The 4,883-nt window shown below is 67.0% G+C and carries 2 protein-coding genes and 1 pseudogene; all 3 read left to right on the top strand.

Annotated elements, in window-relative coordinates; translation table 11 throughout:
• A partial coding sequence (locus tag ACILRF_RS14400; RefSeq protein WP_395674074.1) for a PQQ-binding-like beta-propeller repeat protein occupies positions 1–1,115 on the top strand: 1,115 nt, incomplete at its 5' end.
• Between the two features lie 236 nt (positions 1,116–1,351).
• Positions 1,352–3,877 (top strand): TonB-dependent receptor, encoded by a 2,526-nt coding sequence (locus tag ACILRF_RS14395; RefSeq protein ID WP_395674072.1) that lies wholly within the window; start codon positions 1,352–1,354, stop codon positions 3,875–3,877.
• A 140-nt stretch (positions 3,878–4,017) separates the two neighbouring features.
• A pseudogene (locus ACILRF_RS14390) lies at positions 4,018–4,883 on the top strand (hypothetical protein); the annotation flags it as partial.

Below are 4,883 nucleotides of genomic sequence, written 5' to 3'. Positions count from 1 at the left end.
CGAACCCGTTCTTCGGCGGCCACCGTCCGGGCGACAACCTTTATTCCAACAGTCTCGTCGTGCTGGACGCCCGAACCGGCAAGAAGGTCTGGCACTTCCAGGCCGTCCACCACGACCTGTGGGACTACGATCTCTCCGCGCCGCCGACGCTGGGCACGATCAAGGTCGACGGCAAGAAGATCGACGCAGTCATCCAGCCGGGCAAGGCCGCTTACCTCTACGTCTTCGACCGCAAGACCGGCAAACCGGTGTGGCCGATCGTCGAGACCCCCGTTCCGCAGTCGCCGGCGCCCGGCGAGAAATCGTCGCCGACTCAGCCGATCCCGACCAAGCCGCCGCCATTCGACTATGTGAACATCACCGAGAACGACCTGATCGACTACACGCCGGAGCTGAAGGCCGAGGCCCTTGCCATCGCCGGCCGCTACCAGCTCGGTCCGGTATTTTCCGCACCCCTGATGCGTGCGCCGTCGCCGCCGAAGAAACGGGGCGTGCTGGTGGCGCCCGGGGTGTGGGGCGCGGGCAACTGGAACACCGGCGCCTTCGATCCGGAGACCGGCTACTACTACGCCGTCTCCATGACCCTGCCGAGCGCCTACGGCCTGCGTCGGCCGAGTGCGCCGGGCGCAAACATCGCGCTTTACTGGGACGAGGAGAGCCCGGAGAACGACGAAGAAGGTCCCTATGGCCTCGGTCCTCGCGGGCTGCCGATCCTGAAAGGGCCGTACGGCCGGATCACCGCCTACGATATGAACAAGGGCGAGAAGCTGTGGACGGTGGCCAACGGCGACGGCCCGCGGAACCACCCGGAGCTCAAGGGGCTCAACCTGCCGCCTCTGGGCTCGACCGGCCGACCGGTCATGCTGGTGACCAAGACCTTGCTGTTCCTGGGCGAGAGTTCCGACGCCATCCTCGGCCGAGCGGGGCTACGCGGCGAGACCAAGTTCCGCGCCTACGACAAGCAGTCGGGCCAGGTGGTCTGGGAAAGGCCGCTGCCGGCCGGCACGACGGGCGGGCCGATCTCCTATTCGATCAAGGGCCGGCAGCTGATCCTGGTGCCGATCGGAGGCGCCGGGCACGGCGGCAGCTGGGTGGCGCTCGGCCTGCCGAAGTGAGCCCGAGGCCGTGGCGAACGGAATCACACTCCGCTCGATCTTCAGCCTTCCGCGCGTCGTGTGACGAGGTCGCCCCTGGGTGATGCTTCTCAACCTAGACTAGATGTGAACGCTGTTATCAATTCCGCTTGTGATCGCATAACGGCGATGTCAGACTTTGCGAACTCGGGTTCCTCAAGAGACCCGTGAAGGGGGAAATGAACATGAAATCAGTATCAGGGCGCCCTGGCGCCTCGATGGCGCGCCGCCCGTTGCTTTGCGGCGCTTCCGTTCTGGGATTGCTGATCGCGGCGCCGGGGCTGGCCTCCGCGCAGAGCCAGGCCGCCCGTGAGCCGACCATCGACGAAGTCGTCGTCACCGCGACCCGCCAGGAAGTCGTGCTGTCGCGCGTGCCGGTCAGCGTCGCCGCGGTTTCCCAAGCCCAGATCCAGGCCCGCGGCCTGAAAGAATTCTCCGACGTCGTGCGCCTGACGCCCGGCATCAACCTCGGCGGCAACAACCGCCTCGCGATTCGCGGCGTGTCGTCCTCGGCCGGCGCGGCCACCACCGGCGTCTATCTGGATGACGTTCCGATTCAGGTCCGTCAGGTCGGCTACACCGCGGCCAACGTCTTCCCGGCGCTGTTCGACCTGGAGCGCGTCGAGGTGCTGCGCGGCCCGCAAGGGACCCTGTTCGGCGCCGGCTCGCAGGGCGGTACCGTTCGCTTCATCCAGCCCGCGCCTAACTTCCAGGACTACTCGGGCCAGGCCCGCGCCGAACTCACCAAGACCCGCGGCGGCGGCAGCGGCTACGAAGTCGGCGCAGCGCTGGGCGGTCCGATCGTCGCGGACAAGGTGGCCTTCCGCGCCGCCGCCAACTTCCGCCACACCCCGGGCTGGATCGACCGCGTTTCCGGCAACGCCTTCCTCGCCGATCCGGCGCGGTCGACCTCGCCGGCGCCAGGCGTTTACGACGGGATGCGGTTCAACGTCACCGGCACGCCGTACCAGAACTCGAACTGGTCCGAGATGGCGTCCGGCCGCCTGGCCCTGGCCTTCCGTCCGACCGACAACCTGACGGTGACCCTCTCGCTGAACGGCCAGCACAACTACGAGCACGACCGCCTGAACGCGGTTTGGGTCTCGCTGACCGACGCCAAGGCCGGCACCTTCCGCACGCCGCTGTGGACCCAGGCCGCGGCCGGCACGAACGTCGGCGGCATCATCGTGACCGAGATGACGGCGCCGGAGCTGAACAAGGCGAAGGACACCCTGTTCGTCCCCTATCTGAACGTGGAGTGGGAGAACGACGACCTGCGGTTCATCTCCACGACCTCGACGCTAGAGCGTGACACCGAGCGCTGGCTGCTCGACCAGAGCTATCTGGCGACCTACGTGCGGATTCCCGTCTCGGTGCCGGGCTGGCGTACCGCCAACGTCTACGAAGACTGGCAGAACAACTTCACGCAGGAGTTCCGCCTTCAGTCGAACAACCCGGACAACCGTCTGACCTGGGTGGCGGGCGCCTTCTACACCCGCAACCGCCAAGGCTCGATCGAGCAGATCTTCTCGAACTTCCTGCGCAACGCGCCGCGGCACTTCGGCGCCGCGCCCACTCAGCCGTTCCCCGGACAGAACGCATTCATCAACACGTACGGCGTCGATCTCGGCCCGAACTCGATGATGTACTATTCGATGAGCCGGATGCGCGAGAGCCAGATCGCGGCCTTCGGTCAGGCGGATTACAAGATCACGCCCGAACTGACGGCGACGGTCGGCCTGCGCTACGCCATCAACAAGCTGAACGGCGCGATCTACCAGGACGCTCCGGAAAGCAACCTGAACGCCCCTTACGGCTCGCCCTGCACCACCCCGGGCGGCTGTACGGTCGGCGTCGGCGAGTGGGCTCCGGATTGGGTCCGCGACACGATGCGGGCCAAGGAAAAGATCTTCAATCCGAAGTTCAGCCTGTCCTGGCAGCGTGATGCGGACAACCTGTTCTACACCAGCATCGCCAAAGGCTTCCGGCCCGGCGGCGTCCAGGAGCGCCTGCCCGGCGTCTGCCACGAACAGATGCGCCTTTTCGGCTATGTGGACGCCTCCGGCAATGTCTACACCCCGAGCTCCTACGACTCGGACTCGGTGTGGAGCTATGAAGCCGGTTCGAAAAACCGTCTCTTCGACGGCCGTCTGACCCTCGACGGCAGCGTCTACCAGATCAACTGGAGCAAGATTCAGACGCGGGTGACGTTCTCGGACTGCGGCTACGCCCTGACCGACAACGGCGGCAAGGCGACCTCGCGCGGCTTCGACATGGCGGCCACCTTCCGCCCGACGGACAATCTCACCCTGTCGGGGGCCATCGGCTACAACTCCACGAAGTTCACCGAGACCAACACCGCGTATGAGAAGGGCGACTATGTGCCCGAGACCGGCGCCCCGTGGGTGATCCGCGCCTCGTACGACTATACGCTGCCGATCAGCGAGGCGGCAGAGTTCTATAGCCGCGGCGACGTGATCTATAACTCCAAGCCGCGCCTCACGGGTTCGGTGAACCCCGACAGCCCGGCCTACAACCCGCTCGACGGGGCGGCTCCGGAAACGACCGTGGTCAACGCCCGGGTTGGGGTGATCTTGAATGACGTCGACTTGTCGCTGTTCGCCAACAACCTGCTGAACCACCACGAGCCGCTCAGCCGGAGCTACGGTCGCCGTACGGTGCTGTTCACCCAGACCTACATGCGGCCGCGCACGATCGGGATCTCGGCGCTCGTGCGCTACTGATCCCGGCCTGAAGATCGAAACCTGGCAGCGGGCGGCGAAAGCCGCCCGCTGTTTCTTTTTGCCGTCGACGGCCCGGGCCGGTCGAACGGCTATAGGTCGCGCCGCGCAACCCGGCTAAGCTCAGGTTTCGGGAGAGTGCCATGAGCCTGGGCGGCGTCCAGTTGCGTTCGGCAGCGCCAAGCACGCTGAAGCGTCGCCTGGTCACGCTCACCCTCGCCGTCCTCGTCCCCGCCTTCGTCATCGCCGCGCTCCTGCTGTGGAGTGTCGAGGTCAACAGTCGGCGCGCGCTCTACGCCCGCCTGCAGGAGACAGCGCGGGCCTTGTCGCTGGTCGTCGACCGGCAGTTCGGCGAGCAGTCCGTCCTCCTCGAGACGCTCGCCGCCTCTTCGGAGATGCGCCAGGCCGACTGGGCGGCGCTGGACCGCCACGCCCGCGAGGTGCTGCAGGGGCAGGGTCGCTGGCTGTCGGTGGTCGACCTTACCGGCCGGCAACTCGTCAATACGCGGGCCGCGGCGGGCGCCCCGATGCGGACCCTCTCTCTGTCCGGGGAGACCTGGGCCGGCGAGCTGAAGCCCGGCGTGCTGGTCTCCAACCTGCGCCATGGCCAGGTGGTCGACATGCCGCTGGTGGTCGTCGCCAAGCTGGTGCGGCTGGCGGACGGCCGAACGGTTCGGGTCAGCGTCGTCACGCCGGCCAAGGACTTCCAGCGCGTGTTCCGTGATCAGCAGATCTCCCCCCAGTGGACGGCGTCGCTGATCGATTCCACCTACGCCCTGGTCGCCCGCAGCCGAGGGGCCGAGGCCCTGGTCGGGCGCCGCGCCAGCCCCGATATGCAACGGGCGATCGCCGCCGCCCCGACCGGCATCGTCAAGACCCAGACGCTCGACGGGGTGAAAACCATGTCGGCGTTCAGCCAGCTGCCGAACAGCCGCTGGACGGTGGTCGTCGGCGTGCCGCGCTCCGAATTCTCGGTCGCGGCGTCGCAGCCGGCCATGGTCGGAACGGC

Source organism: Phenylobacterium sp. (assembly GCF_044236515.1).
Taxonomy (GTDB): domain Bacteria; phylum Pseudomonadota; class Alphaproteobacteria; order Caulobacterales; family Caulobacteraceae; genus Phenylobacterium.
Note: the sequence above shows the minus strand (reverse complement) of the source record. Positions and strands in the feature narration are given on the sequence as shown.